This window comes from Paraburkholderia sp. J76, from assembly GCF_905220295.1.
Lineage (GTDB): Bacteria > Pseudomonadota > Gammaproteobacteria > Burkholderiales > Burkholderiaceae > Paraburkholderia.
Genome location: NZ_CAJMZJ010000015.1, coordinates 103,292 through 128,930 on the forward strand (window position 1 = coordinate 103,292; position 25,639 = coordinate 128,930).

The window sequence follows — 25,639 nt, forward strand, 5'->3', positions numbered from 1 at the left end:
CGCGCTTCAGTGAAAATTCCGGCTCTCCGTCGCGAGCCGTCCGAGCAGCCGGCTGTGGTCCTCCAACCGGTGCGCCACGAGGTGCACCACTTCGTCCTGGCGCTGCACCACGCCCGCCACCGCCAGCAGCGAAGACCCTAGCAACTCCTTGCGCTGCGACTCCACGAGCGTGGCGTGCACGATCACGTTGATGCTGCCGGTCTCGTCTTCGAGCGACACGAAGATCGTGCCTTTCGCCGTGCCCGGCCGCTGCCGCACCGTGACGATTCCGCACACGCGCACGCGCTTGCCGTGCGTGCAATGCGCGAGTTGCTCCGCAGTGCGAAACCCCTGTTTTGCGAGGCCGTGGCGCAGCAGTTCGAGCGGATGGCGATTGAGCGTGAGCCGCAGACTCGCGTAATCGGCGACGATTTCCGCGCCCTCGGAAGCACGCGGCAACGCGAGCGGCGCTTCGGCCACGGGCGCATCGCGCAACAGCGCGGGCACCGCGTGCTGCGCGGTCACGGCCCACCACGCCTCGCGCCGGTGGCCCGCGATGCTCGCCAGCGCATTCGACGCAGCCAGCGCCTCCAGTTCGCGCCGCGTGAGCGCCGCGCGGCGCGCGAGATCGTCGACATCGGTGAAGGGTGCGTGCTCGCGCGCCTGCATCACACGCCGCGCGGCCTCTTCGGAAAAGCCCTTGATGAGACTGAAGCCGAGGCGCACGGCCGGGCCGCCAAGCCCGTAATACTGCGGCGCCGTCGCGGCGCGCACGCGGACGAGGCGCCGATGGCGGCTCATGAGTTCGCCAAGGCGGGGCCGCGCGCGGCGCGCGAGCGCGGCCAGCAATTGCGCGTGGTAATGCGCGGCTCGCGTGCGGCGGATGCGGCCCGTTTGGTCGTCGAGCCGCTTGCCGGGTTTGCCGCGCACTTCCAGCACGGATTCCCAGTCGCTTAGCGCGATGTCGGGCGCGCGCACCGGCACGCCGTGGCGCTTCGCATCCTGCACGAGCTGCGAAGGCGAATAGAACCCGAGCGGCTGACTGTTCAGGAGTCCTGCGAGAAAGGCGGCCGGCTCGTAACGCTTGAGCCACGAACTCGTATAGACGAGCAGCGCGAAGCTCGCCGCGTGGCTTTCCGGAAAGCCGTAGTCGCCGAAACCCTCGATCTGTTTGCAGATGCGATCGGCGAAGGCCTTTTCATAGCCCTTGGCAAGCATGCGAGCCGTAAGGTCGGCCTGATACGGCCTCAGATCGCCGTCGCGCCGCCACGCGGCCATCGCGCGGCGCAACCTGTCGGCTTCCTCGCCCGAATAGCCGGCGGCGATCATCGCGAGATGCATCACCTGCTCCTGGAAGATCGGCACGCCGAGCGTGCGTTCGAGCACGGGGCGCAAGTCTTCCTTCGCGTATTCCACCACCTCGTCTCCGTGCCTGCGTTTCAGGTACGGATGCACCATGTCGCCCTGGATCGGCCCCGGCCGCACGATCGCCACCTGGATCACGAGGTCGTAATAGGTGCGCGGCCGCAAGCGCGGCAACATGCTCTGCTGCGCGCGCGACTCGATCTGGAACACGCCTGCCGTATCGGCCTTCGCGCACATGCGATACACCGCCCGGTCCTCGCCCGGAATGTCCTGCACGCGCATCTCGGGCAGCCCGCGCCGTAGCGCCACGAATTCGAGCGAGCGCCGGATCGCCGAGAGCATGCCGAGCGCGAGCACGTCCATCTTCAGCAGACGTAGCGCGTCGATATCGTCCTTGTCCCACTCGATCACGTAGCGGTCCTTCATCGCCGCGTTTTCGATCGGCACGAGGCGCGAGAGCTTGTCGCGCGCGATCACGAAACCGCCCACGTGCTGCGAGAGATGGCGCGGAAAACCGTGCAGCTCGCGCGTGAGGCGGATCAACTGCTGCGTGACGTGCGAGTCCGGCGAGAAGCCGGCCTCCTCCAGATGGCGCGCGATCGAATCGGGACCGTCCCACCACTGATGCGCGCCCGAGAGCTTTTCGACGAGCGCATTGTCGAGGCCGAGCGCCTTGCCCACGTCGCGCAACGCGCTGCGCGAGCGATAGGTGATGAGCGTCGCGGCCAGCGCGGCGCGGCGCGTGCCGTACTTGCGATAGATGTACTGAATGACTTCTTCGCGCCGCTGATGCTCGAAGTCGACGTCGATGTCGGGCGGCTCGTTGCGCGCGCGGGACAGAAAGCGCGCGACGAGCATGTTCATGTGAACGGGGTCGATCTCGGTGATCTTCAGGCAGTAGCAAACCACCGAGTTCGCCGCCGATCCGCGCCCCTGGCACAGAATCTTCTGTTCGCGCGCGAAGTGGACGATGTCGTGCACCGTGAGGAAGTACTTCTCGTACTTCAACTCCTCGATGAGCACGAGTTCCGCCTCGATCTGCTTGCGGCGCTTGTCGTTCAGGCCGTCCGGCCAGCGCTCCAGCGCGCCCTTCATCACGAGCTTGCGCAGCCACGTCTGGGGCGTCTCATCGGGCGGCACCAGTTCCTCGGGATATTCGTAGGCCAGCTCGCCGAGCGAGAACGTGCAGCGGCGCGCGACGTCGAGCGTCGCGTCGAGCGCCTCGCGCGGATAAATCGAGCCGAGCACCACGCGCGAGCGCAGATGCCGCTCGGCGTTCGCCTCCAGCGCGCACCCGCACGACGCGAGCGGCTTGCCGATGCGGATCGCGCTCAGCGTGTCCTGCAGGGGCTTGCGCGAACGTACGTGCATCAGCACGCCGCCCGCCGCGACGAGCGGCAAGCCGCTTTCCTGCGAAACGTGGCGCAGCACTTCGGTCTGCGCCTCGTCGCCGCCGGTTCGCCAGAGTTCGAGCGCGAGCCACGCGCGGTCGGCCGCGAAGCCTGCGAGCCAGTGCGCGGCGCGCAGCGTTTGCGCGAGCGTGGCCGCGCGCTGCGGCACGAGCAGCAGCACACAGTCGCGCAAATGCTTCAAATGCTCGAAGCCCGGCTGCGGCGCGGTGAAATCGGCGGGGTGCACGCGATAGCTGCCTTTCGCCGCACGCGAGCGCGCAAGCGTGATCAGCTCGCACAAGTTGCCGTAGCCTTCCCGGTTCGTTGCCAGCGCAACTATCGTGCAGAATGGCGCGCCATGTTCATCGACAAGATTCAGCTCGCTGCCGATCAGCAAATGCAGCGACGGCTCGAACGGGCCCAATGCCGCCGCGGCTGTATCGCCGCCGCGTTCGCCGGCCGCGCGCACGGCTTCGTCATAGGCTTTTTTACGCGGCTCGTCGTATTCGTTGAGCGCGCTCCAGGCGCGCACCACGCCCGCGAACGAGCATTCGTCGGTGATCGCGAGCGCGCGGTAGCCGTGGCGGATCGCCTGATCGACCATCTCGCCCGGGCGCGACGCGCCGCGCAGGAAGGTGAAATTGGTCAGGCAGTGCAGTTCCGCGTAGTGAGGCAACTGCGCGGGCAACGGTGAAGGCGGCGACATGATTCCTGAAACCTGAGCGCTAGCCGAAAAGCCCTTGCAGATACCACTGGCCGCCCATGCGCTCGCGATACAGCCAGAACATGCGGCCCTGATCGTCGGCGGCGACGTAGTAATCGCGCTCCACGCCCTCGCCGTCCCACCAGCCGGACTCGATGCGCTCGGTGCGCGTGAGCGTCTTGAGTGGCCGCCGATAGACCGGCCGGTCGCCGCGCATGGCGAGCTTGAGCGGCTTTTCGAGCAGCCACGCCGGGCGCGGCTGGGCCGGCAGCGGCACCTCGGGCAGGTCGAAGGCGCTTTGCACGGGCGCGCTCGCGCCGGTTTCCTGCTGCGGCTTGCCTGCCTTGCGCGGCTTGCGCGCGCGCTTCGCACCGCTCTCGCGGTAAGGGCGCGCCGACATCGCCAGTTCGGGCCGATGATCGTCTTCGACGAAAAGCTGCAGCACGTTCTGCTCGCCAAGCCGCGCGCCGATGCGCTCGAAGAGCTGGCCGAGCGATGCCTCGGCGGCCTCGGCCATCGGAAAGAGCGTGTCGGTGGGCGCCGCGTATTCGCTCACGTGCGAGGCCACGAGCGCAAGCCCGATCACGGGCGCGGCAAGCTCCGTCTGATTCAGGCGCTCGCGCAGCAGCCACAGCAGATGCTCGGCATCGCGCGAAGGCGACGCCCAGGCGATCGCGAGGCTCGACGTGCGCGGCGCGTGCCGCGAAGCCAGCTCGTGCTCCAGACGCAGTTCGAAGCCGCTCAACGCCGCGTGTTGCGCGGCGAGCCACCCGGCCAGTTGCATCACGAGCCGGCGGGCGGCAAAGAGCAGCGCCTCGGCGCTCTCCACGCGCGCCTGCAATTCGAGCGACGCGTGAAACGACGGCGGCGCGGCGAACCACACGCGCGGATCGGGCGCTTCGCCCCGCGCCTGCGCGAGCCAGCCGAGCACGCCATCGCCGAAACGCCGCACGATGCCGTCGCGCGGCAGCCGCCGCAGATCGCCGAGCGTCGCGCAGCCGATCTGCGTGAGCGCGTGATCGTGCTGCGCGGCGAACGGCGCAAGCGTGACAGGCAGCGCATCGAGCACGCGCGCGAGCGTCGTTTCCTTGAGCACGCGCCAGCGGCGCGACGAGCGCGTGACGCGCGCCTGCGCGAGCGTCCACGCGCCCCACGCCGTGGGCGCGCAGGCTATGCGCGCGGCGTGCCCGCAACCGGCCACGGTTGCCGCGACCTTGCCGAGCAGCGCGCGCATGCCGCCGAAAAGACGCAAGCCCGAGCCGACTTCGAGCAAGAGCGTGTGCGACTGCGCGAACGACACCTTGGGCGTATAGGCGAGCAATGCGAGCGCGAGCGCCTCGAACGCGCGGGTCTCGCGCGCCGGATCGGCTTCGAGCAGCACGAGCCCCGGCGCGAGCGCGAGCGCATGCGAGCGCGTGTTGCCGGGCTCGACGCCCAGGCGCCACGCGTCGAGATCGGCAATCAGGATGCGCGAGTGGTCGGCGAGCGCATAACAGCGCGGCGCGCTCGCCACATCGGCATCGGCATCGGCGTTTTCAGGCAGGCGCGATGTTGACGGCGCCGGCGGCACTAGAGGTCTGACGGCCTCCAGCGGCAACAACGGCAAGGTGACGGCGATCCACAGCATGATTGATCCCGGGCCACGGCATGACGGCGGAAGCTGCATCCGGCTGGGGCAGCACCGCGTCCTGCAGCGGCAATGAAATGACGAGTGGCTGGGCGGGCGGCGGCCCGCGGCGCTTGAAGATATCGACGGAAAGCGCGGCGAGCTGCATCCATTGCCGCCGGTTCACGCTCCCGTCGTCGGGCGACGGCACGGGCGAGCAAGTCATGCGCAGCGGCGCCGGCGACGACTGATTGCGCGCGGCGAGCGGGCGCACCAGAAACGCGAGCGCCTGCGAATCCTGGGCGGCGACCTGCAAGCGGCGCACGGCGTCGGCGCGCGCCTTCGTCTGCCAGAGCAGCACGGCGCCCATGCCTTCCTGCTTGAGCGCCTGCTCGGCTACCCATGCGGCCTCGTCCTCGGCAGCGCGCACCCAGATCACGCGCTCCAGCGCAAGCCCCCACGCCTTGAGCGCGCAGGCGTAGGGTCGCCACGGCGGCGCGACGAGCAGCACATGCCGGCCCGCCTGCGCGGTAAGCGCGCGCAGCGCAGGAGCGACGAGCCGCATCTCGCCCACGCCGCCCTGCTCGACGAGCAGTTCGGTCAGGCTGCCTGCGGGCCAGCCCGCGCCGGGAAGCTGGGCGTCGAGCACGGCGTGGCCGCTCGGCATCGAGCGCTCGCTGGCATGCGCGAGCTGATCGCCTTGCCATACGCGGCTTTGCAGCCGGGGAGGCAAGTGCGCGGCAAGCTGAGCAGTGGTTTGGGCTGCTGCCATGGTTCGTGGCCTGGTTAATGGGAATAGGGAATGCTCCGCCCTGCCCGGCAAGAAAATGGGGCATCGGCAGGAAGGAGGTCGATTCGCCTCCACCTGTATATTTATACAGTATTTTTCAGGATTGGAGGAAGGCGGGAAATAAGGGAAGGATAAATTTCGCGATCCATGCGATCCATGCGACCCATTACGACCCATGCGACCCATTGCGGAATCGCGCAGGCAGGCGGGCATCGCGCCCGGCCGCCTTTTCCCGCCTGTCAGGATCAGGACGCGTGCGCCGACGTCAGATCGAGCGCCACGGCTTGCGCCACTTCGATGCCGTCGATGGCCGCCGAGTAGATGCCGCCGGCATATCCGGCGCCTTCGCCGGCCGGATACAGACCTTCGACGTTCACGCTCTGGTAATCGTCCTTGCGGCGAATCCGCAGCGGCGACGACGTGCGCGTCTCGACGCCGGTGAGCACCGCATCGTGCATCGCGAAGCCCGCGATCTTCTTGTCGATCTGCGGAAGCGCTTCGCGGATGGCCTCGATCACGTAATCGGGCAGCGCCGTGCCCAGATCGGTCGGATGCACGCCGGGCTTGTACGACGGCACCACGGAACCGAGCGACGTCGACGGCCGGCCCGCGATAAAGTCGCCGACCAGTTGGCCCGGCGCCTGGTAATTGCCGCCGCCGAGTTCGAACGCGCGCTCTTCCCACTTGCGCTGGAACGCGATGCCCGCGAGCGGCCCGCCCGGATAATCCTCCGGCGTAATGCCGACGACGATGCCCGCATTCGCGTTGCGCTCGGCCCGCGAATACTGGCTCATGCCGTTGGTGACCACGCGCCCCGGTTCGGAGGTCGCCGCGACCACCGTGCCGCCGGGGCACATGCAGAAGCTGTAGACAGCCCGGCCGTTGTTGGCGTGGTGCACGACCTTGTAGTCGGCCGCGCCAAGCTGCTTGTGGCCCGCGAATTTGCCGAAGCGGCTGCGATCGATCAGGCCCTGCGGATGCTCGATACGAAAGCCCAGCGAAAACGGCTTCGCTTCCATGAACACGCCGCGATCGTGGAGCATCTGGAACGTATCGCGCGCGCTGTGGCCCACCGCCAGCACGACGTGATCGCACGGCAGCGTCTCGCCGTTCGACAGCTTGAGCGCGCGCACCTTGCCCTTTTCGATCTCGATGTCTTCGACGCGCGTTTCGAAGCGCACTTCGCCGCCCAGTTCGTGGATGGTGGCGCGCATCTTTTCCACCATGCTGACGAGGCGGAACGTGCCGATGTGCGGGCGGCTCAGATACAGGATGTCTTCCGGCGCGCCGGCCTTGACGAACTCCTCGAGCACCTTGCGGCCGTAGTGGTGCGGGTCCTTGATCTGGCTGTACAGCTTGCCGTCGGAGAATGTCCCGGCGCCGCCTTCGCCGAACTGCACGTTCGATTCCGGGTTGAGCACGGACTTGCGCCACAGGCCGAAGGTGTCCTTGGTGCGCTCGCGCACGGCCTTGCCGCGTTCGAGGATGATGGGACGAAAGCCCATCTGCGCGAGGATCAGTCCCGCGAACAGGCCGCACGGCCCCATGCCGATCACGACCGGCCGCGCACGCGCCGAGTGCTCCGGCGCCTTCGCGACAAAGCGGTAGGTCATGTCCGGCGTCACGCCGCAATGCGGCTTGCCGGCGATCCGCTCGAGCACCTTCGCCTCGTCCCTGACTTCGAGATCGACGATGTAGGTCAGCTTGATATCCGAGCGCTTGCGCGCATCGTGCGCACGGCGGAAGACGGTGTAGCGGACGAGCGCATCAGCCGCCACGCCGAGTTCCGCGAGACGTCCCCGAATCGCGGCTTCAAGTTCGCTTTCGGCGTGGTCGAGGGGGAGTTTGACTTCGGATAAACGTAACATGGCTGCCAGGGTGCGAAAAGCCACGAGGTTGTGGCCGATCCGTATTTTATAAGCTCGGCGGCTTTTCAAATGGACCGAAAGGCGTCCGACGAAACGCGAGCGCGTACGACACCAAACGGAAGAAAAAGAAAAGGGGCTACAGGCCAATGGCGTGTAACCCCTCGGTATGACTGGTCGGAGCGATAGGATTCGAACCTACCTGAGACCACCGTGGAATAAGGCCTCCCGGGGTTTGCGTCAGTGCAATCCGCCGCATGAATTGACACAGTGGCGGCGAGTGTAACACGGACAGATCATTCAGTCTCGGGTATCTATAGCCAACTCGTGGAGGAGGCGGGCGTGCGCGTCATAGGCGTCCAAGAGAATCGCCCAGTCCTCGGGGCCGCACGCTGTCGCCTCCGCTTCCACAACATCGGCATGTGAAGCGGCCAAGCGCTTCTCGGCGCATTCTAGATGAAGGCTCATTGCACACCCCGCGCGGCCAGTGCCTCCCTGAGCGCCCCGGCCAAACCAGCGACCTCTCGGGCCACGGGGTTCGCTGCGCGGTTCTGGGCCTTGGCGACGGCTCTGGCGAGTGCGACGCGGTGGCGGCGCTCATTGCGGGCGGCGTCATTGCAGACCTTGCACGAGGCCGTGAGACCGGTGCGGCGGCTCAGGTCTACATAAAATTCCTCGCGCGGCTTGTGGGCCTTGCACTTACTGCATTGCTTCGTGGTTTCCATGTTCGGTTCCGTGAATAAAATAGCCCGCTCGATGGCGGGCGCTTACATGCCGGTGACATCGGCGACGGTGTATTTGTTCTGTAGCCCGTTGTCCCAATCGCCGGCGAAGGAGATGGTGCTACCGGACAATGCGGCCTGGTAAATGGCGTAGCTGGTGTCGGGGCTGATATAGACCGTGCCGTCCTGGGCACACCGCGCGAAGTTCCCCGAGACAGACGTGAAGCCGGTGTTCGGGATGGGATTCACCAGGACGCGCCGTTGGATATACGTGTGCTGCGCCCAGACAACCAGGGCCAGCCTGCGCCCCGTTGGGAATCCGCCGAACGTCCCGACACCTTCGACGGTCCCGGCGACCCGCATGGGCGGGCGTCCGGTGTCATAGATCAGCGCCCCCGTCTCCGAGAACACCTTCATACCGAACCTGATCCCGGAGTCCGTATGAGGCGCGAAGACCCAATAGTCCATCGACGTCGAAGTTGCGCCCAGAATGGCGAACTCGGCGGCACCGTTGCGAATGCCTGTCATATGGAAAGGGAGCCCGCAATCGACCGCAAGAATTTCACCATCGCTAATCGGGATTCGAACTAGACAAAACGCGTTCGCTCCGTTGGTCGGAAAGTCCGTCCCCTGGCTCGCCGCTGTACCCTTACGGGCGAGCGTAACCATAGGCGTCGACCCGTCGATCTGGAACGTAAGGGCGTCATTCCAGACTTGAAGACCTGCGGACATTCAGCGTACTCCGTAGTAGATTCGACACCCTGGAGTAGTCCAGAAGCCGGGGTTTTTGCTGCCATCGCGATTCCAGGTCATCAGGTTCCCCGAGAAGGCGATGGCCGGAGCCGTTGCCCAGAAGTTGACGTCAACCATCCCGGAAGATGAGCCCGTGCTCGCATTGACGTTCGCGGACATCACGGGGAACGCCCACGGCGTCCCGGTGGTGAAGCGGTCGTCCGTAACGGAACCAGCGCCAGTCCCCGCGTCCACATACCCCAGGGTTCGGCACGTGTAGTCGCTGGTGTCCCAGATGACGAAGCCATTCTCGTCCCGTATTTGAAGGCCAGCGGGCATCAAGCGACCTTGCGCGATTGCCGCGGCTTCTCGACCTTGCGCAGCGTCCCGGGCGTCAGACAATAGGGATAGTCCTGCTCGTAGCTCTCGCCGTCCCTCAGGCCAAGCAGGAGCGCCCCGACGTCGTAGTCGTAGCCGTGGTCGTGATGTCCGACGAGATGTGCTCCCCGGAGTGCCGCGCGTATCTCGCCTTGCGGCCCGCACGTCCACCCTCGGCGGGCGATGCCCTTCACGTGGTAAAGCCACTGGAAGTCCCACAAAGCGACGCGCACATGGTAGGCCGAATCAGCTAGCGGAACTTCGACCCAGTCCTTACGGAATCGCAAGGACCGCGCAGGGCTTCGGACTTCGATCTCGAACGCAGCAAGCATGCCCAGTGAGGTGCCGGTCTGTGGTACCTGCTCGGGCTCGCGTTTGCGCTTCATGCCAGGCTCGGGCTCACTCGCTCGATATGCGACGGCCTTCTCTCGCAGTTGCGCCATTACCCGCCGCTGCCGCGCGTTGCCCCGCCATCGCGCTATCTGCGCCGGGGTCGCGGGCTTGCGTACGCGCTTCGGGGATGCTTCCGGCGTCGCGGCGTTGCCTTCGCAAGCGCCGCTCGCAATGGTGGTGCTGACTAGAATGATGTTTGAGTGCAGGGAGTCGGACATAGCTTGAATGGTCAGTGATCGCGCCTGGAAAGCCCAAGCTGGTTACGGGTCAGGAAGGGGGACGGCTCTGGACCGCTTGAGCGGGCCGCTACGGGCTTGGGCTGCTCTGGGACTGCCTCGACATCGACTAGCTGCCACGGATCGCCTGGGCCTTCTTGTCGCCAGGTTGTCTCGCGCCAGTCGCCTCTAACTGCTTCGGCCAGCACCTCGCCCCACGGGCCGCGATAAATCCAGCGACCTTCCGGGGCAATGATGGTTGGCGTACAGCGCCACAGGGTTGTCACAGGTGCCCGCCTGTCGGGCCGACGCTACCGGGACCGAACCGGCGCTCAAACTCGGCCCGCACGGCTTCATGATCGGTCTGAGCCTGGGCGTCGTAATTCAGGCTCGCGCCTTGGCGGCGCTCGCTCTGAGTGGAGTCGTTCGGGGCGTAGCGCAGCAGCGCGACGGCCTGGGGATTCAGGCCCGCCCCGCGCACCTCGGGGCCGCCGTAGGAAGTGACCTGGCGATTTTCATCGCGGATGACGTTGCCCAGGTGATCGCATTGGACGTAATGGGCAAGCCCTGCGGCCTCGTCGGCCTCGGTTGCGACCTGGCCCGTGTTGATGTTCATGCGTCGAATTACGCTCATGGTGTTGGTTCCTCGTGTTGACTGTGGTGAGTGGAATTACTCGCCGGTGCTGGCGGCTTCTGCGGCCTCGGCTGCTGCCTTCTGCTCGGCTTCCCATTCGCGGGCCTGGGCGTTCATGTGAGAGGCGTGGAGCATCTGCGCCTGATAGGTATCCGGGGAGCCGAATTGCACGGCGGCGCGAGTCGGCGCGGGTCGCGGCCGGAGGTGCTCGGGGTCGGTGTTCTCAGCGTCCCGCGCGGACTTGTCCAGGATTTCATGCAGGGTCTGGATCGTCTGGAACGCCGTGTGGTCCAAGTGGTTCGCCTTCAGCTTCGCGGCGGCTTCGTCCAGCCATTGGGCCCGACCCTTCGATGCGGGCGACTCGGAGCGCAGGCGTTCAGCGAACGCGGGGAGCGCTGTGGCTACCTCTGCGGGCGACAGCTTCATGATTGCGTGTAGGGCATCGGCTCGCGCTCGGGCTGCGGGTGCGCCTGCTGCGACCTCCTTGGCTTGTTCATAGAGGCGTTCGAGATTGCGGCGGTTTTCGGTGCTGGTATAGCTCATGGTGTTTCCTTGATTGGGTGGGGTTGGTGATGGGCATTCGACAAGGCGGCGCAGTGTTCGCATCGGCCCTTGTCGTCTGTCAGTTGTTCGGGATACAGCGGGACGCCGCACGTCGTACAGAAGCGCGGGATATCTGCAAGAAACAAAGGGTGGATCGGAGGCGAGCAGAATTGCGCGGTTGGTGCTTCAGGTTTGAAGTGCATGGGAGGCATGGTGAGTAAACGACCAACGGCCCGCACGCAGCGGGCTCGTATAGGGTCGGCGGTTGGTCTAGGAACTACTTAGGGATTTACGGAAAGCATCCGGGCGATGATCTGGGCTTGCTGATTGAGCGGCGCGAGGAGCAGCGCTTTGCGCCCTGCCTTGTCGAGATCGCCGTTGACTGCATTCGCCCCGAGTTGCTGGAGCGTCTCGATATTGCCGCCCCACGGACCCATGAGGTTCGCGAGCCACGAGTTCTGGGAGAACTTCGAGGCACCGCCGCCGAGGGTCCAGCCGAGATGCTGATTCAGCACGGGGTCCATCAGCTTCACGGCAGAGTCCGCGTATGCACCCGCGATCCCGAGGAGGCCCGAGCGTTGCACAACGTTGTATGCAAACTGCTGCGGGGCTTGGTCCTGGATATCCTCACCCTTGCGGAAAGTGGCAATAGCATTCATCAGGACGCCAGCGGCCAACGCCGTCCCGAGCGAATGCGCGAAGCGGATATGGTCACCAGTGGCAAAGCCATATTGCATGCCCGCGCGGATGAAGTTATTGGAGAACTGCAACGCCATCGTCTGGAATTGCAGGAACAACTTGCCGTACCACTTATCCAACACGAGAGGCTGGTTGCCGAACCCTGACGTGTAGGACGCCCTCTTTTGCGTCTTTACCAGCGCGGACTCCAGCACGTACTTCATCTCCTCGCCGTCGGGCTCGGACAGCCACTTCGACACCCCAGGGGAGAACAGGCCCTGCCTCTGCTCAGTCCCATACTGCTGGAACAGCGCATTGAGGCGGCGAGCCTCGGGCTCTCCGATCCCGAGTGCGGCAAGTTGAACCTGCTTCCCTTTGCCGATGAGGTCATAGTCGGCGACCCATTTTCGGATGTTGGCGAGTTGCACGAGACCCGCCGTGCGGCGCATGTTGTCGGAGAACGCCTTGAGGCCGGACAGCTTATTGGCGTAGTCCGCTGTGGTGTTCATCGCCTGCTCGATGGCGCGAGATGCTTTCCGCGCCGTCCCCGACCCAAACCCGAGCAAATCGGCAGACTCACCACGCCCGAGAGCCCGGTCCGATTGGTTAAGGTGAATACCGGTTTCCAAGGAACCAAGGATCATCTTGAGTTCCTCGGCGTCCTTGTCGCCCACCGCCGCCTGCCGCAGGATGTATTGATAGTCCCGCGCCCCTTTCAGTGCCACAGCCCGAAGCACCGACCCCGGAGCCGCGAAGGCACTCGTGGCGATGTCGCCAATAGCGGAGAAGACGAACCCTCCGATGTAGCGAATGACGCCCAATTGCCGGATGCGGTCAGCGGTCCAGGTGATCCCGTTATGGTCCTTGACGTCATAGCGCCCAATAATGCGGTCGTGCGCGTGAGTCAGATCGGCCTTTGCGGCGCTAGCCTCGGCGCGGAGGGCGTCGGCCCTCTTCGGGTCAAGCTCCGACCCAATAGCGGCATCGTAGCTGTCTTGGACCTCCCGGAGGATGTCATCGATTGGCCGGCCCCCAAGACCACGATGCGCGGCCAACTGCCCGCCCAGGTCCCTGAAATAGCCTTGGAACGCATCGTCTGCGTTACCGCGCAAGAAGCCACTTTCGACTAGCCGGTTGTATTCCCCGAAGTCGAACTGGAACTGCCGCTCCTTCAGGCGACCCGAGGTCGGGCTCTTGTCGAGCAGCAGACCGCGCGGCGCACGCTCAGTACCCCGGAGGTCATTCACCAGGCCGTCCACGTACTTCGTGAGCGGCGAGGTGTCGGACATCCCCTTGCGGGCCTGGAACGCCACTTTACGCAATTGCGAAGCGGAGCGATCCGACGCTTTGACTGCTGCCCTCGCCTCCTGCCCGGCTTGCCGCATGACATCAAATGCGGACCGGCGGCTCTCCCGCGCCCGGTCCAAGACGTCTCGCAACTCCGAAGCGGCAGCAAGATGATTGTCCATCTCCAGCCGCAAGCTAGGCTCTAGCAGGGCTTCGCCTTCGTGCTGAACAATGGTGCTCACCTCTTTGGCGGCTGCATCGTGCCACGCTCGGACATCGCGCTGCGTGCGGGCCAGCGTGTCGAAATCAGCATTGGCGGTGCGGAGTTCGGCCTGGGCCGCTCGTTGCTCGGCCAGCGCGTCCCGGAGTTGCTCGCGAATCTTGAGTATCTCGGCTCGGTTCGCGCGGCTCTGCATATTGAGCACGTCCCGTTGCTGCCGCAACGGATTTTGAGCGCGGGCAAGCTCGGTGCCCCCCAGGTTCTCCTCGATATCCTTGAGGTCTCCAAGCACTCCGCGCTTCTCTGTCAGGAGCGTCCCATTCTGCTCTTTCAAGCCTTGGACTTTGCCGCGCAATGCGTCCTGAAGTTGCAGCGCCTCATTTTGGGCGGCAGCAACCGCACGACTACGCGCCGCTTCGACACGCCCCGCCGCCTGGTCCAGCGACATCCCGCCCCGCTCAAGTTGGCGCGAGAGGTCCAATACGAGCCCCTCGTCGCCACCGAGACGACGCAGTGCACCCTGGACCGATTCCGCCGCACGTGACGCCTTCAACTGCGCCGACGCGACCTTACGCAATATGGCGTTCCGCTCGACCGCTCGCGCTGCCGTGCGCATCTCGGATAGCTTGGCGTCGTGCCAGTCACGCTCCGAACCCTTGAGCGTCCCCAGGACGGTCGCGGCGTGGTCCTGCGCCTTCAATTGTCTCTGCTGATAGTCGGCTAACTTCGACAAGAGGTACTGATTGCTAAACTCGTTCTCCTCTCCGCGCCACTGCCGCAGAATGGAATTGAGTGCCGTGGCGTCGGTCGTGCGCTTGAGTTCGTCCCACGAGGCCGGGGGCGTTTGTTCGCCAGTGGATGTCGCCTCAGTTGCGTCCGCAATGAAGCGATTCTCACGGAGCCAATCGTCGGTCGGCTTGCCGCCCAGGTGTTCTTGAAGGAACGCCTTGAGGCCCTCGGGATTCGCATCGACTCCATTGCGGTCCCATATCTGCGGCATGCCGTAACGGCCCTCCACCAGCTTCTCGGGGTCCATCAGTCCTTGCTGTACGGCCTCATCCTTAAGCGCATCATAGGCTTCGTGGTACGCCTTCTCGGCCTCGTAGACGCGAGCGTGGACCGCCTTGGCCTGGTCGAGCGAAAGGCCCGCCTGTGTCATGCGATCCATGACGGCCTGCGAGATTTGCTCGTTGGACGCTTGCGCATTCGAGCCGCGCTGGATCAGCGACACCGCCTCATTGAATGCCTCCTGCGGAATCATGTTGACGTCCCGCGCACCTTGAGTGAGCGTATTGAACACCTCGCCCGCCGACGTCCGTGCGCCCGACTGCCCCAGGTCGGCATTCGCCGCGCGGTAGATCGACGCGACACGCTCGCGGGCATTCTGCATACGCTGCTCGTAGATCGTCTTGAGCGTCTCGGCCTCGACGGGTCGCGCTTCACCTCGCGCCATTGCACGGGTCAACAGCCCGCCCGTATCCATTAGGCCAAGCATGGTCTCGCGCACGAGCGGGACAGAATATTCACCCAGACGCTGGAGCGGCGTGTAATGTCCGAATGTCGTGGCCCACTCCACCGCGCGGGCAATGGGACTCGGGGACGTGGCGATCAGCGAGTCATCGTCAACGGTCGCGCGGGCCGCGCCGATGGAGTCCAGGCCGAACACAGTACCCTCATCGGGGGTCTGCCCAATATGGTGCTCATTGACCGCGTGGACGGCTTCGAGGTTTTCCGTATGCATCGGATTACCCGGGTTGCCGGCAAGCAGGACGTTATCGGGCTTTGCATGGCGAAACACTGCCCCCATGCCCGCGCCGAGCGTCATCCCGACCCCGATGTTCATGAACGCCTCTTCGGCGGTCTGGGCGTCATTGAGCATCGACACGCCCGCTTGCTGTGCAGCGATATCCAGGCCCCCGGCGAGAGCCCCCGCCGCCGCACGACCCGCGAGACCGCTGCCCAGACGCGCCAAAGTGACGCCCGAGACGCCGCCTGCAACCGGGCCGAGCAGCAGCGTCGCGTCGAGCATTGCGATGGGCATTGTGACCAGGGACTTCCAGGTGTCCGCCGAGGCGAGCGTCTGCCGGTCCTTGAGGTTCCGGCGTTGCGCCGCGACCCAGGCGTCGAACCCGGCCTGCGAGTCGATACCGTCGAACGTCAGCGAGCCTTGCGAGACAAGCGGCAGGAGGTCCTGGTACTTGTCCTTGTTCGCGTCGATGTAACCGTAAGCGTTGAACGTCGGGTCGGCGTGTGCGCCTGCGTCGACGTCCTGGAAGTTGTTGATGATCTGACCGACGAGCGTACTCGACCGCCAGGTTGCAGCAGCCACGTCGAGCGTGTCAGGTTGGTTCAGGTGTGCGTACTCGACGTCCTCGGGCACGTAGCCCGTCTGCATCGGTTGCAGGGGGACGCCTGAGTCAGCGGGAACCGCATTGACCACGTTGGGTGTGTCGTTCGTGTCTGCCATAGGAATGAGAGCCCCGCCGAAGCGGGAGGGGTTGTCGGTTGTCTGCATCAGAAGTTGGCCGAGGCTTGCGCGTTCGCCACGCCCTCCAGGAGAGAGCGCCGCGCTGCTGCGCGAGCCGGTTGATCCTTCGCGCGATCCGCACGCATCGCCGTTGCCTTGACCTCATCGACTGCGAGGCGATAGCCGTAGTTGAGCGTGTACTGGTTGTGCTGCTGGTCGTAGACCGCGAACACACCAGGCGGCAGGTTGTCCTTGAAGAACTTCGCCGCCGCTGCCGTGTCCCTGGGCACTTCGCTCTGCACCAGGTCGCCGACGCTCGGCCCCTTGCTCGGGTGAGCGACGCCCGCGAAGTCCGGGACCGAATCGTCCCAGGTGTTCTCCGGGGCGGTCTGGTTGCGGATGGCGAGCTTCTGGCCGGCGTGGAGGATGATCGGGTTGTCGAGCGAGTCGTGAATCTCCGAGAGGCCCGTGCGGTCCGGACGCTTCAGGGAGAGCCCCGAGGCGTCTGGGACGATCCCAGGGAGCGCCTTGCCCAGACCCTTCAGGTCGCCCTGCGCGGTCTTGAACGGGTCCTCCTGCTCGTTGGCGGCGTTCGCCATCGGGAACGAGGAGTAGATCGGCGCGTAGCCCTTGGTGATCGAATACGGGTGATCGGGGTCCGCGTTGAGCGGGGAGCCCACTGCGCGGCCCTTGCCGTTGAACGGGTCTTCGATGATCTTGACCGTGCCGTTCATACCGACCGTTGCCATGCGCGTACCCTTGAACACGGTCGCTGCGTTCTGCACCGCAGAGTCGAGGTTCACCTGACCGTTAGCCCGTTGGGCCATCAGTTGCTGAATCACGATCCCTTGGAACTGGTGACGGAGGTCGGAACTCATGGAGGTGTTCGGGTTCCAGATGAAACCGTCGCGTCCCACGTCCTTGAGCATGGCCTTGTCCATCGCCTTGTCGACCGACTGGTCCACATCCGCCTGCTTCTTACCAGGCAGCAGAGGTTCCCAGTTGATCGACCCGCCCGCCCCGATCTTCTCCAGGAGCTTCGAGTCCATGCCGCCATCGCGGATTGACTTGTAGACCTGGGAGACGTCGCCGTTGGTCGGCGCGACCGCCTTGACGCCCCAGTACATCGCGGAGGCTTCGTCGTCCTTGCCGAGGTACTGGCCGAACGCGTGATCGCCCACGAGGTCATGGATGCGATCCATGATTCGCCACGCCCGCGTCGCGCGGTCGGGGTCGCCCGACTTGATCGCTTGCTGAACACTTTGCTCAACGCGGGGAGGCATGGTGCCGCCCGAGAGGTCGCGGACACCCGGAGCAGTCACCCACCCCACGAACTCCGCGCCGGCCTGGTCTGACGCCAGGGGGTCCGGGAGGCCGGCGTTGCCTTGCGCTGTGGCCGCGAGGTGAGGAAACTGCTTTGCTCCCACGAGAATTTTGCGGTCAAACCAGCCTTCATAGTCTTTCCGAAGGTCCTCCGGCGATTTCCCGGTGAGCGTCATGACAGTTGGCATATCATGCGAGCCGCCCATTCCACGCTCGGCCAAGTCGAAAGCGTTATATACGGCCTTCTGCTTCGCGGAGGCTTCCAAGCCGGCGATTACGGCCCCAAACTTGTCCATGCCCACGCCATGATTCGAATCGACCCGGTGGGCCTGATACAACAGTTCCGCCCAGTCTTCAGGAGTAGCGCGGGGATTCATGTGGAGCGCCACCGCCGCGAGGCGAATCCCATCGACCGCTTGCGCCGCCTCGACCGACTTCACGGTCTGAATCTGGCGCACGGCTTCCTGGGACATCTTGTCGTAGGCGGTGGGGTTCCGGTCTGCCCACCCGGACTTGTCCAGGATGTTCAGAAGACCCAGGGCCTGCGACTTGTTGCGTACGCTGCCCATGAAGTTGCCGATCATCTTGTCGGACAGCGCCTGGTCGCCGCGCGTGAGAGCGTCTACGCGCTGCGTAAGCGCCGCGAAGCCGGCCTCGGAGATACCTTGCGGCGAGTTGATCTGGGCGTCGGCACTGTTCTGAATCTCCAGCGCCTGGTTACGCTCCTGCGTCTGCGCGACCTGTTCGTTGGCCTGAGCCACCATCGTCTGCGCAGCGGGCGTGAAGCGCCCCACGAGCGCCGAATCGAAGTCACGGTCGCCCGTGCCGGTACCGTAGAAGTCCTTCCAGACTCCGTGCGCGACATCTGCCGCCGAGACCGAGCCGTCCTGCGGCATGTCACGGAGACGCTGCGCCAGTTCCTGCTGCATCTCGAACGCCTGATTCTGGGCGAACGACTGCTGGTACGCGTTCCAGTAGGACTCGCGATTGGAAACCGCCGCGTCAGGGGTGCGGCCTGCGGCCTGGTCCGCTGTCCCCTGCTTTGCCAGGGCCTCGTTCTCCTGGTGGATACCGACGACACGCGCCTGCTCAGTTGCGGAATTGACGCGCTGGAGGTCGCCCTGGAGGTTCTGGAAGAACCCTCCGAAGGCGTTCGAGAGCGACTGCATCGCCGAGGCTTGCGCCGTGGCATCCACGCGCCCCGCCGTCTCCTGTTCGGGAGTCGTCGAGACACTGGGAGCCGCCGAGTCGTTCGGGTCAGGGAGTTGAGTACGCCGGTACGTCTGTGCTTGTTGGCCTGCCATAGATTGCTCCTACATAAGGTTAAGTTGAATCAGGCTGTCCCGCCAGTACGCTCTGGCTCTGAGAGTCCGGTTCCATCTGGTCGAGCACGCGCCGCGCAGCGGCCCTCAGGCAATCCCGATACGCCGTCTGCTCCTCGATCTGCTTACGGGCGAGCCAGGACTTGATCTTTACGGAGACCGGGTGCGGCCCGCGATACGGCTGCAATGCCTTTTGCTGCTGCACAGACTCACGGCGCAGGTATTGCATGCGTTCCTGTACTGCCTGGGAGTCCTTGAGAGCCCGCCAGGCGGCTTCAGACATTGCGAGGCGGACTCGGTGCTCTTCGCGCACCCGAGCGGCGTATGCGGCCTGGTGACGACGCGAAGCAGCACGGGAGACACTGAGACGGGCGTGATAGCGCTCACGCTTCTCAGCAGTGGCGCATGCCTTGCACTGGGTGCTAAAGCGGCCCTTGGTCCACGGGGGCCGCGAGGTGTTCTCATAGAAACACGCAATGGGGAGGAGCCGCCCGCACCACTTGCACGACTTCTCTTTCGGCGGCGTCCAGCTATAGGAGATACGGGTGGTCATGGGAGGTCCAGGGATAGCTCGGGAGTCGCAGGGAAACGTGGGCGACCTCTCCGCGCTGAGTTGAGCAAAAAGGAAAGGTGAAATAGGCCGGCGTGTGCGCTCACCCGTCCTCACTAGGGTCCTCTACCCTATGTCGGATTAATCGGTCCTCCCCATCCCACAAACAAAAAGAGCCCGCCTCACGGCGAGCCCTTGGGGTCACTTCGAACCTGCTAGATGCTTAGGCAGGGCGGTACGCAAGCCGATCCAGGAGGCGGCGCTCCTCGTCCAGAGTCAGGCGGCGAACCTTCGCATTTGCCCCGGCTTTGCTGCGCATGGCGTCCCAGACCGTAAGCGCCCCGGCGTTCCCTTTCCGGGAGACAAGGCCATCGTGCTCGAACGTTTTGAGCACGTACCGGTCTGCACCCTCGTGATACTCCGCGACCATCTCTTCATCCCCGAGCGCGACTGCGAACCAGGGGAACCCCGGAACCTCGGTGACGTACTCGCCTACATGGTCCGCCCCGAAAGTCACTCGGGCGTGTTGGTGGAGCGCAGCGAACAGATTGGCGGTGGTTTGGTTTGCGTTCATGTGTGCCTCGGCTTGATTACTGGTTAACTTCATTGGTTGTTTTGAGGGCGCGGGATATCGTGGCAATCCCGACGCCAAAGTGTTCCGCCAGGGCTCGCACAGAGCCCCCATGCTCCGCCTGGTACGCCCGCACCTCGGCGTAATCCACGGCATGCTTGCGACCCTTGTACTTCCCGGCCTCCTTCGCGAGCGCTATACCCCGCGCCTGCATCTCGCGGCGGTTCCGATAGTCCGCCTCACCCTGCGCCGCCATGAATGCCAAGATGGCGTCCCGGATTGCCTTGCGTGTCGCGTCGGTCTCCTGCCCGTCGAAGGCCATGCCGTTGAGCGTGCATTCAACACGTACGCCCTTCTTCATGAGGCGTTGCATGGTCTCGTGGAGTTCGTCGTAGCGCCGTGAGATGCGGTCGAGCCAGCGAACCACCAGGACCCCGCCTTTGCGGAGGTCGCGCTCTACGTGTTGCCACTGCTCCCGCTCGGATGGCGGTACGTGAAACCCGCTCACACCCTCGTCTATGAATACATCGTCCTGGGCTATGCCCTGGGCGGCTGCGTCGGCGTACTGGCTCGCGGCGGTCTGACCGTCGAGGGTCGATACGCGCCCGTAATAGATGCGTCTCATGCGTTGCATCACCTCGTTCCGTTGATGTGGTGTTTCGAATTATCCACCGTTCCGAAACTCTGTCAACTCTAACGGAACGAAAATTTATACTCGTTGCGCGTTCGCTACAGGCATACCCAAACGGAACAGCGTGAACCAAGCGGTGTTCTTCCACGGCAGGATTGCTTCATCCCGCCAAGGACCACTGCCGGCCCCGCATGGGGGAAATTGGCTCGCGCGGCCCGGCACACCTTCTCACGCATTTTCGGGAGAAAAATGAACCCCACCTTCCTTTGGACTCCCAGGCAATCCTGAGACAGTCCAGGACCCGTTGAGAAGCCCCAGGAGCGGTCGGTACCACTTGACCTAGGCCACCCTACCTGGTTAGATGCGGGAGACGCTACAAACCACTCTGGAGACCATCATGGGCGTGAGCACGTTTACAGCGGTAGTCGTGGCATTCGTTGTGGGCGCAGCGGCTATGGCCTACTACAACGACAGGAAAGAGCACGACCGCAAGAGGCGGGAATGGGAGCGCGGCGAGCGCGACGACTACCCGGGCTTCTAGGCTACTTACTCCAACTTCTGAAGCGCCTGGGCCGCTTGGATCATCAAGGCGGCACTACGCTGCAAACCCACGACCGCCTCAAGCAGCATCGCTGCTATCTGGTGATTGTCCACGGTGGGCCCACGACGCGGAGGCTCCAAAGGGGCCCCAGTGGGCTCCACGGGAACCTCCTCAAGTTCGAAGGACTGCGCGGGAGCCTCCCCGACTTCCGCATGGGTTACCTTGCGCCGCCTCGAACCCCTCAGTCGGTCTCTGTACCACTCCCGTATGGCCGGGGGTATGGTGGCTGATTGTGAGCTTTTGCTGCCCCACGCTGCGGAGAACCGCATAGCGTCTTCGCGCATCGCAGGGCGCATATCGCGAAACCCGTTGCGGTAGCACCAACTGGCAAATTCCCCATCGTCTGGAGAATTCTCGCGGGCCTCTCTCAAGGCTGAACCTACGTCGCGCCATAGTGCACGACTCACGCGGCGCTCGGCCTTGATGGTCGACCACGCGTCCCGCCCGCGCGTCACGAGGGGGCTCTCCGGTTTCGCTGGCTTGTGCATCGTGAACTTGAGTGGTCGGACGTGGGGGCGCGGACTATTACCTGAACAGGAGCGCAAGCGCCGCACCAAAGCCCATGAGTGCAATCGTGACAGGAACCGCAACCGCGACAGGTACCCACCACGGCCTGTTCGCTATCTGTCGTGTCTCCTCGAACTGTCGTTCGATCTGGCCCAACATCTTCATGGTAAGGGCGTCCGCCCTCTCAGTGAACTCGTCAAGCTGGCGCTGATCCATGCGCTCCCCCAAGGGTTCCGCGTGGGTGGTCAATTCGAATGCCGCAGTGCACGCGCGACGGCTACGCGGTCACCGCTCGCGCTAACACTACCGCCGCGACAAGTACAACGGCGAGACCGCCCGACACCCCGACGAGATACACATAGGGGAGCCACCATTGGCGGGCGATCCTCGCCGAGTCGGCGCGTAGCGCTTCCGCCTGAGCGCGTATCGCTTCGGCGTCGTCCAGAAGCTTCATGGCGTTCGCTTGCGTTCGGGCGTTCAATTCCGCGACCAGACGGTAATCCATTTACATGCTCCAAGCCGCCATGAAGGCTATAGCTACCGCTACTGGAGAATCATTGAATGGATTCAGTGTAGCGGCATCAGAGACGTCCCGTGCGTCCTATGCTATCCCATGTATCACATAGACATCTTATAGATATAGAGAGGGCTCAGGGACCTACCATGTGTCGGGTTAATCCGTGTCAGTCATTCCCCGGCGACCTTCGGCCAGTCCAGACGGTCTAGCGCTTCCCTCATTGCCGCGAGCGAGGTCACGGTGTAGACCTTGCGCCCACTGGAGCCTTGGGCAGCATGGCCGGTAATGGAGTCCGCCGTTGCATCGCCGACGTCCTTGGACGCGAGCGCCGAGCGCAGCCAGTGGCGGAAGCGGTGAGAGCCGTTATTGCGGCCCATAGGCAACTTGCAGGCTTTCCGCATCTCCAGGAACCACTTGTTTAGCACGTCAGTCGCGCGGGCCTTCGGACGCACCAGCGAGGGGAATGCGGGCCCATCGCCACCTGTCTGTTTTCCTAGCCAAGCGGCAAACCAAGGATCGGCCAACAGATGCCCGGGAAGCGGAATCGTTCGGTTAGATTCCCGAGTCTTTACAGTCCCGGCATCCTCCGTGATACGGATCGTCCGGAAGCCGCTATGCGTCTGGAAGTCCTGGCGGCGTAGCTGCGCGATCTCTCCGAGACGCGCCCCCGTATGCATGAGCAGTAATAGCGCCGCCCTGCCGTCCTCGGGAGTCACGTTGTTCCATTGGGGCGTCTCGCCCATTCGCACGGTAAAGAGCGGGTGAGAGAAGAGCCTCGTTAGCTCCTCGTCGCTCCAAGGGATTCTGTCGCCGGCCCCGATGGTCTTATCAATCGTGAGGTCCATCGGGTTCCGTTCCATCAAGTCGTCCCGCACTGCGATCTTCACCAAAGACGAGATGGAAGCGGCGACATCCGCTGCGGTTTTATAGCCGAACCCTCGCTCCTCATCTAAGAGGTACGCCACAAACTTGGCCCCAGTGGCCTTGGTGATCTGCTCAAGCGGGATGACGCCAACGGCCTCCTCGAAGCGTCGCAACGACCGCTCGGTCTGGTCCAACGCGGCCTTGGCCGGCGCACGATGGCGTACCCAGTTCGGCACGACGTCCCGAAGCGTCTTGGGCGACTCGGCGGGCGCTACGGGCTCCGCGTAAACCACGGGCGGCTCCGGCGCTACCGGCGTATCAATGGGCTCACCCTGGCGGCGTCTACTCACGTCCCGCCAAGCGGTCACGGACGCCCGCGCGATCTGGAGCAGGCATTGTTTCCCCGTGGGGGACGACCAGTCGACGCGAAACCCCCAAGCTTCTGCGGTGGTCTCCGCATGTGCCTGCGCTGCCTGTAGGTCTCCGCGCTTTAGCGCCTCCAAGTCTGCCGTGTGCGCCCGTTTGAGGCCCTTCATCCCCATGGCTCTCAAATCGCGCTCGGGAGTCAGATAGGTCACATTGTCGTCAGCTTGCAGAATCTTATGGCGCAGTGCGACCACGAACTGCTGGGCCAACGCTGGCGTAAGAGGCACGAACGGCGGAGGGGCGGACTTGGCACGCATGGCGTCATGCCGCTCTCGGTATTCGGCTATCAGCTTCAATGCGCGCGTAATGGCTTCGTCGCGGTTCGAAGTGCGCAGGCTCGCCCGGTAGGCGTTCTCCTTCTGCTTGCCGGTCTTCGGGTCGCGGTAGAAGTTCTCCAGCCCATTGGGGACACCGATGCGAATCTGGAAAACCGTGGAACCCGGGCGAAGGTGTACGCCAGGAGGGAGGGGTGTTGGCACGTCGGTCATCTCCGCATTTTACACAGCGAATTGACACACCTAACTGCCACACCCGGAAAAGGCAAAGCCCGGAAAGCCTTACCAGATAAGGAAACTCCTTTACTGGCGGGCCTTCCGGGCCTTAATCCGGTGGTCGGAGCGATAGGATTCGAACCTACGACCCTCTGATCCCAAATCAGATGCGCTACCAGGCTGCGCTACGCTCCGACAAATCAGTGATTGTATCGGTACTGTGGGTGCGCCGTCAAATGCCGGCAAACAGAAGCGACCGGAAGGGATCGGCATCGCGCGCTTGCCGCGCACGGGTCACGCGCGCACCATGACAGCATCAAGTCGTATGTACCCCTCATATCGCCAACAAGGAGACGCCATGCACCTCATCCTCTGGCGCCACGCCGAAGCCGAAGACATCGCCGCCAGCGACCTCGCCCGCCAGCTCACCACGCGCGGGCGCAAGCAGGCGCAGAACGTCGCGCGCTGGCTGCGCGCACGCCTGCCCGACGACGCCGTGATCCTCGCGAGTCCCGCCACCCGCACCATCCAGACCGCGGAGGCGCTCACCGACCAGTATCGCGTCGTGCGCGAACTCGCGCCGGACGCGAGCGTCGAGCAGGTGCTCAGCGCCGTCGGCTGGCCCAAGGGACTCGCGTCCGCGGTCGTCGTGGTAGGCCATCAGCCCACGCTCGGCGAAGTCGCGGCGCGGCTGGTGTCGAGCGGCGCCGACTCGCGCAGTTGGGCCGTGAAGAAGGCCGGCGTGCTCTGGCTCGCGAGCCGCGAGCGCGACGGCGGCGAGCAGGCCGTCCTGCACGCGGCCGTCACGCCCGATCTCGTCTAGTCCTCCAACCCCTCTCTGCCTTCCCCCGCCGGGGCGCCTCCACGCGGCCCCGGCAGCGGTTCCCACGCCCGGCCTTTCGGCCGTCTCGCGCCCCTCTGCCTTACACCCCGTCATCGAATCGTCATTGCGTTTTCATGGAAACGTAACCGCGTATTACTAAATTGCCGGAAAAGTTCTCTTACTTCCGACCAGGACGCCCCATGCGAAATCTGCCGACGCCCTCCCTGCCGTTCGCCTCGACACTGTTCGAGTCGAACCGACGCTTGCCGCGCGCCGAAGAAACGGTCACCGCGCAGCATCGGCTGCAGGTGGCCTGGGCGCGCACCGACGAGGAACTGCGCGAGGCCCAGCGCCTGCGTTACCGCGTGTTCGCCGAGGAAATGGGCGCGCGCCTCACCGGCCCCGCCGGCCTCGACGTCGACGCCTTCGACGCCTGGTGCGACCACCTGCTCGTGCGCGACCTCGACACGCTCAAGGTCGTCGGCACCTATCGCGTGCTGCCGCCGCACCAGGCGGCGCGCCTCGGGCGCCTGTACGCCGAAAGCGAATTCGACGTCTCGCGCCTCGCGCATCTGCGCCCGAAAATGGTCGAAGTGGGCCGCTCGTGCGTGCATCCCGACTACCGCAGCGGCTCCGTCATCATGTCGCTGTGGGGCGGTCTCGGCGGCTATATGCAGCACAACGGCTACGAGACGATGCTCGGCTGCGCGAGCGTCGCGATGGCCGATGGCGGCCACTATGCGGCGAATCTGTACTGCGCGCTCGGCGCAGGCGCGCTGACCGCGCCCGAATATCGCGCGTTTCCCCACACGCCGCTGCCCGTCGAGGAGTTGCGCACCGGCGCGAGCGCCGCGCCGCCGCCGCTCGTCAAAGGCTACCTGCGCCTCGGCGCGAAGATCTGCGGCGCGCCCGCCTGGGACCCCGACTTCAACACCGCCGACTTCCTCACGCTCTTGCGCCTCTCGGAAATCAACGAACGTTACGCGCGCCACTTCCTCGGCGAAGCCATCCGGCGCTAACGCCAGGACGAAAAAAAGCCCGCCTC

General features: G+C 64.7%; 20 protein-coding genes and 1 tRNA gene. 3 read left to right on the top strand and 18 right to left on the bottom strand.

Going from position 1 to position 25,639, the window contains the following annotated elements:
- Positions 1-6 precede the first annotated feature (6 nt).
- The 14 genes from U5768_RS25660 to U5768_RS25725 form a co-directional block, all read right to left on the bottom strand.
- The gene (locus tag U5768_RS25660) at positions 7-3,441 is read right to left on the bottom strand and encodes an error-prone DNA polymerase (RefSeq protein ID WP_322033183.1); all 3,435 of its coding nucleotides are present in this window, start codon (positions 3,439-3,441) and stop codon (positions 7-9) included.
- 19 nt (positions 3,442-3,460) lie between these two features.
- Positions 3,461-5,065: a DNA polymerase Y family protein gene (locus U5768_RS25665; RefSeq protein ID WP_322033184.1), complete on the bottom strand. Its 1,605-nt coding sequence runs from the start codon at positions 5,063-5,065 to the stop codon at positions 3,461-3,463.
- The gene (gene imuA / locus U5768_RS25670; protein WP_322033185.1) at positions 4,974-5,816 is read right to left on the bottom strand and encodes a translesion DNA synthesis-associated protein ImuA; all 843 of its coding nucleotides are present in this window, start codon (positions 5,814-5,816) and stop codon (positions 4,974-4,976) included. Before imuA ends, U5768_RS25665 begins: the two co-directional genes overlap by 92 nt.
- A 263-nt stretch (positions 5,817-6,079) precedes the next feature.
- The gene (locus U5768_RS25675; RefSeq protein ID WP_322033186.1) at positions 6,080-7,702 is read right to left on the bottom strand and encodes an NAD(P)/FAD-dependent oxidoreductase; all 1,623 of its coding nucleotides are present in this window, start codon (positions 7,700-7,702) and stop codon (positions 6,080-6,082) included.
- Positions 7,703-8,163: 461 nt separating this feature from the next.
- Positions 8,164-8,424, bottom strand: coding sequence for a hypothetical protein (locus U5768_RS25680; protein WP_322033187.1), 261 nt, complete (start codon positions 8,422-8,424; stop codon positions 8,164-8,166).
- A gap of 42 nt (positions 8,425-8,466) precedes the next feature.
- The gene (locus tag U5768_RS25685; protein WP_322033188.1) at positions 8,467-9,153 is read right to left on the bottom strand and encodes a hypothetical protein; all 687 of its coding nucleotides are present in this window, start codon (positions 9,151-9,153) and stop codon (positions 8,467-8,469) included.
- A 338-nt stretch (positions 9,154-9,491) separates the two neighbouring features.
- Positions 9,492-10,142 carry a hypothetical protein gene (locus U5768_RS25690; protein ID WP_322033189.1) on the bottom strand — a complete coding sequence of 217 codons (651 nt, stop codon included), beginning with the start codon at positions 10,140-10,142 and terminating at the stop codon, positions 9,492-9,494.
- A gap of 280 nt (positions 10,143-10,422) precedes the next feature.
- Positions 10,423-10,773 (bottom strand): hypothetical protein, encoded by a 351-nt coding sequence (locus U5768_RS25695; protein WP_322033190.1) that lies wholly within the window; start codon positions 10,771-10,773, stop codon positions 10,423-10,425.
- Positions 10,774-10,809: 36 nt separating this feature from the next.
- The gene (locus U5768_RS25700; protein WP_322033191.1) at positions 10,810-11,316 is read right to left on the bottom strand and encodes a hypothetical protein; all 507 of its coding nucleotides are present in this window, start codon (positions 11,314-11,316) and stop codon (positions 10,810-10,812) included.
- A gap of 281 nt (positions 11,317-11,597) precedes the next feature.
- Positions 11,598-16,016, bottom strand: a complete 4,419-nt coding sequence (locus tag U5768_RS25705; RefSeq protein ID WP_322033192.1) for a hypothetical protein — start codon at positions 16,014-16,016, stop codon at positions 11,598-11,600.
- Positions 16,016-18,595: a hypothetical protein gene (locus U5768_RS25710; protein ID WP_322033193.1), complete on the bottom strand. Its 2,580-nt coding sequence runs from the start codon at positions 18,593-18,595 to the stop codon at positions 16,016-16,018. The genes U5768_RS25705 and U5768_RS25710 overlap by 1 nt, the downstream gene beginning before the upstream one ends.
- A gap of 19 nt (positions 18,596-18,614) precedes the next feature.
- Complete coding sequence (locus U5768_RS25715) at positions 18,615-19,166, bottom strand: hypothetical protein (RefSeq protein WP_322033194.1); 552 nt, start codon at positions 19,164-19,166, stop codon at positions 18,615-18,617.
- A gap of 220 nt (positions 19,167-19,386) precedes the next feature.
- Entirely contained in the window at positions 19,387-19,737 is a 351-nt protein-coding gene (locus tag U5768_RS25720) for a hypothetical protein (protein ID WP_322033195.1), read from the bottom strand.
- 16 nt (positions 19,738-19,753) lie between these two features.
- Positions 19,754-20,359, bottom strand: a complete 606-nt coding sequence (locus U5768_RS25725) for a recombinase family protein (protein WP_322033196.1) — start codon at positions 20,357-20,359, stop codon at positions 19,754-19,756.
- Between the two features lie 403 nt (positions 20,360-20,762).
- Here U5768_RS25725 and U5768_RS25730 point away from each other — a divergent pair, with 403 nt between their 5' ends.
- On the top strand, positions 20,763-20,906 hold the full coding sequence (locus tag U5768_RS25730) for a hypothetical protein (protein WP_322033197.1): 144 nt from the start codon (positions 20,763-20,765) through the stop codon (positions 20,904-20,906).
- Between the two features lie 585 nt (positions 20,907-21,491).
- Here the strand turns inward: U5768_RS25730 and U5768_RS25735 are convergent.
- The 4 genes from U5768_RS25735 to U5768_RS25750 form a co-directional block, all read right to left on the bottom strand.
- Complete coding sequence (locus tag U5768_RS25735) at positions 21,492-21,689, bottom strand: hypothetical protein (protein WP_322033198.1); 198 nt, start codon at positions 21,687-21,689, stop codon at positions 21,492-21,494.
- A gap of 61 nt (positions 21,690-21,750) precedes the next feature.
- On the bottom strand, positions 21,751-21,978 hold the full coding sequence (locus U5768_RS25740) for a hypothetical protein (protein WP_322033199.1): 228 nt from the start codon (positions 21,976-21,978) through the stop codon (positions 21,751-21,753).
- Positions 21,979-22,160: 182 nt separating this feature from the next.
- Positions 22,161-23,759, bottom strand: a complete 1,599-nt coding sequence (locus U5768_RS25745; RefSeq protein ID WP_322033200.1) for a tyrosine-type recombinase/integrase — start codon at positions 23,757-23,759, stop codon at positions 22,161-22,163.
- A 130-nt stretch (positions 23,760-23,889) separates the two neighbouring features.
- Positions 23,890-23,966: transfer RNA gene (locus U5768_RS25750), tRNA-Pro, on the bottom strand.
- A gap of 163 nt (positions 23,967-24,129) precedes the next feature.
- On the opposite strand from U5768_RS25750, the gene sixA reads away from it, so the two are divergent.
- Positions 24,130-24,594, top strand: coding sequence for a phosphohistidine phosphatase SixA (sixA, locus tag U5768_RS25755; protein ID WP_322033201.1), 465 nt, complete (start codon positions 24,130-24,132; stop codon positions 24,592-24,594).
- A 200-nt stretch (positions 24,595-24,794) separates the two neighbouring features.
- Complete coding sequence (locus tag U5768_RS25760) at positions 24,795-25,613, top strand: GNAT family N-acetyltransferase (RefSeq protein ID WP_322033202.1); 819 nt, start codon at positions 24,795-24,797, stop codon at positions 25,611-25,613.
- The last annotated feature ends 26 nt before the right edge of the window (positions 25,614-25,639 follow it).

What these genes read in the sequence shown, in the direction of transcription:
- U5768_RS25725 (WP_322033196.1), bottom strand. Translation starts at nt 20,359, where the DNA reads ATGAGACGCATCTATTACGGGCGCGTATCGACCCTCGACGGTCAGACC.
- U5768_RS25720 (WP_322033195.1), bottom strand. Translation starts at nt 19,737, where the DNA reads ATGAACGCAAACCAAACCACCGCCAATCTGTTCGCTGCGCTCCACCAA.
- U5768_RS25690 (WP_322033189.1), bottom strand. Translation starts at nt 10,142, where the DNA reads ATGTCCGACTCCCTGCACTCAAACATCATTCTAGTCAGCACCACCATT.
- U5768_RS25700 (WP_322033191.1), bottom strand. Translation starts at nt 11,316, where the DNA reads ATGAGCTATACCAGCACCGAAAACCGCCGCAATCTCGAACGCCTCTAT.
- U5768_RS25715 (WP_322033194.1), bottom strand. Translation starts at nt 19,166, where the DNA reads ATGACCACCCGTATCTCCTATAGCTGGACGCCGCCGAAAGAGAAGTCG.
- U5768_RS25660 (WP_322033183.1), bottom strand. Translation starts at nt 3,441, where the DNA reads ATGTCGCCGCCTTCACCGTTGCCCGCGCAGTTGCCTCACTACGCGGAA.
- U5768_RS25735 (WP_322033198.1), bottom strand. Translation starts at nt 21,689, where the DNA reads ATGGATCAGCGCCAGCTTGACGAGTTCACTGAGAGGGCGGACGCCCTT.
- U5768_RS25695 (WP_322033190.1), bottom strand. Translation starts at nt 10,773, where the DNA reads ATGAGCGTAATTCGACGCATGAACATCAACACGGGCCAGGTCGCAACC.
- sixA (WP_322033201.1), top strand. Translation starts at nt 24,130, where the DNA reads ATGCACCTCATCCTCTGGCGCCACGCCGAAGCCGAAGACATCGCCGCC.
- U5768_RS25760 (WP_322033202.1), top strand. Translation starts at nt 24,795, where the DNA reads ATGCGAAATCTGCCGACGCCCTCCCTGCCGTTCGCCTCGACACTGTTC.
- U5768_RS25665 (WP_322033184.1), bottom strand. Translation starts at nt 5,065, where the DNA reads ATGCTGTGGATCGCCGTCACCTTGCCGTTGTTGCCGCTGGAGGCCGTC.
- U5768_RS25740 (WP_322033199.1), bottom strand. Translation starts at nt 21,978, where the DNA reads ATGGATTACCGTCTGGTCGCGGAATTGAACGCCCGAACGCAAGCGAAC.
- U5768_RS25680 (WP_322033187.1), bottom strand. Translation starts at nt 8,424, where the DNA reads ATGGAAACCACGAAGCAATGCAGTAAGTGCAAGGCCCACAAGCCGCGC.
- U5768_RS25730 (WP_322033197.1), top strand. Translation starts at nt 20,763, where the DNA reads ATGGGCGTGAGCACGTTTACAGCGGTAGTCGTGGCATTCGTTGTGGGC.
- U5768_RS25675 (WP_322033186.1), bottom strand. Translation starts at nt 7,702, where the DNA reads ATGTTACGTTTATCCGAAGTCAAACTCCCCCTCGACCACGCCGAAAGC.
- U5768_RS25710 (WP_322033193.1), bottom strand. Translation starts at nt 18,595, where the DNA reads ATGGCAGGCCAACAAGCACAGACGTACCGGCGTACTCAACTCCCTGAC.
- U5768_RS25705 (WP_322033192.1), bottom strand. Translation starts at nt 16,016, where the DNA reads ATGCAGACAACCGACAACCCCTCCCGCTTCGGCGGGGCTCTCATTCCT.
- imuA (WP_322033185.1), bottom strand. Translation starts at nt 5,816, where the DNA reads ATGGCAGCAGCCCAAACCACTGCTCAGCTTGCCGCGCACTTGCCTCCC.
- U5768_RS25685 (WP_322033188.1), bottom strand. Translation starts at nt 9,153, where the DNA reads ATGTCCGCAGGTCTTCAAGTCTGGAATGACGCCCTTACGTTCCAGATC.